Origin of the sequence: Pantoea sp. CTOTU49201 (genome assembly GCF_032054795.1) — a bacterium.
Lineage (GTDB): Bacteria > Pseudomonadota > Gammaproteobacteria > Enterobacterales > Enterobacteriaceae > Pantoea > Pantoea symbiotica.
Window position 1 is genome coordinate 1 of record NZ_DAMBSA010000519.1, and the last position, 2,712, is coordinate 2,712.

A 2,712-nucleotide genomic window follows, 5' to 3' on the forward strand; every position below is an offset into this window, starting at 1 on the left:
CACGCATCCATGCGTGAGGCTCCTGGCCCAACGTAAAAGCCTCAGCGCTGCGAATGGCCCTTTTGCCGCAGCAGACGTGCCAGCGCCTCTGGCAAATTTGTCGTTTTCAGCGACATGCACTAAAGGTTCGTGGATTAACTTCAGTTTTGCCCATACCACGCATTTTTACCGTGCTTACGCAGATAGTGCAGATCAAGCAGCGTTTGCGATATCGGCGGTAACTCAGTGCGCAGCTGCTCGGTATGCAGCGCCATGTAGGCTACTTCTTCTAATACCACGGCACTGTGTACCGCAGCATGCGCATCTTTGCCCCAGGCAAATGGGCCGTGGGAATTGACCAGCACGGCGGGAATCGCTGTTGGCTCAATTGCGCGCTGCGCAAAAGTTTCAATGATCACCTGCCCGGTGTTCCACTCGTATTCCTGCTCAATCTCTTCACGCTTCATCTGACGTGTACAAGGAATGGTGCCGTAGAAATCATCGGCGTGCGTGGTACCCAACGCGATGATTTCGCGTCCAGCCTGCGCCCAAATGGTGGCGTGCCGCGAGTGCGTATGAACGATGCCACCTATCTCTGGCCAGGCGAGATACAGCGCGCGGTGCGTAGCGGTATCCGATGACGGGCGCATTTTACCTTCAATCACCTCACCGCTGGCGAGATCGACAACCACCATATCGTCGCGCTGCATCTGTTCGTATTTCACGCCCGACGGTTTGATCACCAATATGCCACGGTCGCGATCCACCGCACTGACATTGCCCCAGGTAAAGGTGACCAGGTTGTAACGGGGTAAATCGAGGTTGGCTTCCAGCACCTGCTGCTTTAACGCTTCCAGCATCTTTTTTCTCCTGCAAACTGTGATAGCTGAATTGTGCGGAGCAGTGAGGAAAAGCGTTATGGAAGGAATGGCTGTAAAAGCTGCGGAAAGTCGCTAAGGCAGTAAATATGTGGCGAAGATTGGTTTTGATGATTAAACAAGATATGGATTGCAGACTTGTAGTTTAGGACCGTTGTACCCTGCCGAGTGCGCCGTAACATCTATACTTAGAAAGTTACCTCGGTGATAACAATCAAGGAGAAGTTAATGACTACAACAATGAAACGTCTTACTGCTGCCGTCCTGGCAACAACTTTAGTTGTCGCGCTGAGCGGCTGTTCAAACTGGTCTAAACGCGACCGTAATACCGCAATCGGTGCGGGTGCTGGTGCCATTGGTGGTTCAGTACTGACCAACGGTAGCGGACTCGGTACCGTTGGCGGCGCAGCTGTCGGCGGCATCATCGGCCACCAGATCAGCAAATAAAATATAATTATCAGGCTACGCAGCGCATCTACTTAACAACGGGCCACCTAATAAGTGGCCCGAACTGTTTCAACCGCCAGCCAGTTTGACTTTCATGCCTTTGGCTTCCAGCAGCGTTTTAATCAGATCGCGTTTGTCGCCCTGAATCTCAATAACGCCCTCTTTAACTGACCCGCCACAACCACACTTTTTCTTCAGTTCAGCGGCCAGTTTTTCGAGTGCGCCATCATCCAGATCGATGCCGGTGACCAGACACACGCCCTTCCCTTTGCGTCCGCTGGTTTGGCGCTGGATACGCACGATACCATCGCCTTTCGGCCGCGGCGCTTTCTCTTCTTCATGTGTGATTCGGCCACTGTCGGTCGAATACACCAATCGATTGTCCTGAGCCATTAAGCCTCCTGTAAACTTTGCAGGATTTGCTGCAGTGTGGCGGCCGGATCGGCGGATTGGGTGATCGGACGCCCGATCACCATATAATCCACACCAGCGAGTTTAGCCTGCTGCGGCGTCATGATACGGCGCTGATCGCCCGCATCGCTGCCAGCCGGACGAATACCTGGGGTAACCAGCGCGAAATCCTGACCAATAACCTGCTTAAAGTGCGCGGCTTCCTGCGCCGAACAAACCACGCCGTGCAGGCCGCAATCGTGGGTCAAACGCGCCAGTCGTTCAGCCTGCTCAGCTGGAGATAAGGTAATGCCCAAACCTTTCAGATCGTCTTCATCCATGCTGGTCAACACGGTGACTGCAATCAGCAGCGGTGCATCTTTACCAAATGGCACCAGCGCTTCACGTGCCGCGTTCATCATGCGTGCGCCACCGCTGGCGTGCACGTTCACCATCCATACGCCGAGATCGGCCGCTGCCGCGACTGCATGTGCGGTGGTGTTTGGAATGTCATGAAACTTGAGATCGAGGAACACTTCAAAACCACGTTCCTGCAGCGTTTTCACCAGCGATGGACCAAATAGCGTGAACATCTCTTTGCCCACTTTCAGGCGACACTGGCTTGGATCAATGCGGTCTACAAACTGCAGGGCGCTGTTGAGATCATGATAGTCGAGTGCCACCAGAATAGGTGAAGTGGTTACAGGCATAACGTTTCCTCAGTAACAGGCACCCGCAGGCGCGATGGACAAACGGCAAGCATTCTACCTGCGCAGGCCGGTGCCTACAATCACGCTGCCACCAGAACTTGCCTGTTTGACCGCTCGCTGCACGATGCTGAAGAAGTGTTAGTATTAAATACCATAGTATGTTGTAACTAATAAGCTTTAGATAGAATACAAATACGGCCATTTATTGGCCGTCGAGTCCACGAATAGGTTTTACGGAAGACCAGGCGCGGCAAGATGGGCAATGCCAGTAAAGTGCATGTGCAGTGAAGCCGCATTTCTGGCAACGA

Annotated in this window: 5 protein-coding genes; 1 reads left to right on the forward strand and 4 read right to left on the reverse strand. The window is 53.3% G+C overall.

The annotated features are described in order from the left end of the window. Positions 1-140: 140 nt before the first annotated feature. Positions 141-839 carry an L-ribulose-5-phosphate 4-epimerase gene (araD, locus tag RTY00_RS23125; protein WP_312666519.1) on the reverse strand — a complete coding sequence of 233 codons (699 nt, stop codon included), beginning with the start codon at positions 837-839 and terminating at the stop codon, positions 141-143. A 246-nt stretch (positions 840-1,085) separates the two neighbouring features. On the opposite strand from araD, the gene osmB reads away from it, so the two are divergent. After that, complete coding sequence (gene osmB, locus RTY00_RS23130) at positions 1,086-1,304, forward strand: osmotically-inducible lipoprotein OsmB (RefSeq protein ID WP_008106509.1); 219 nt, start codon at positions 1,086-1,088, stop codon at positions 1,302-1,304. Between the two features lie 69 nt (positions 1,305-1,373). Here osmB and yciH read toward each other — a convergent pair whose 3' ends face one another. From yciH to RTY00_RS23145, 3 genes are all read right to left on the reverse strand, one after another. Further along, entirely contained in the window at positions 1,374-1,697 is a 324-nt protein-coding gene (gene yciH / locus RTY00_RS23135) for a stress response translation initiation inhibitor YciH (protein ID WP_179450708.1), read from the reverse strand. After that, a complete protein-coding gene (gene pyrF / locus RTY00_RS23140; protein WP_312666520.1) occupies positions 1,697-2,404 on the reverse strand; it encodes an orotidine-5'-phosphate decarboxylase in 708 nt (235 codons plus the stop codon). The genes yciH and pyrF overlap by 1 nt, the downstream gene beginning before the upstream one ends. A 202-nt stretch (positions 2,405-2,606) precedes the next feature. Further along, positions 2,607-2,712 (reverse strand): hypothetical protein (locus tag RTY00_RS23145; RefSeq protein ID WP_312666521.1); only part of this gene is annotated, 106 nt, incomplete at its 5' end.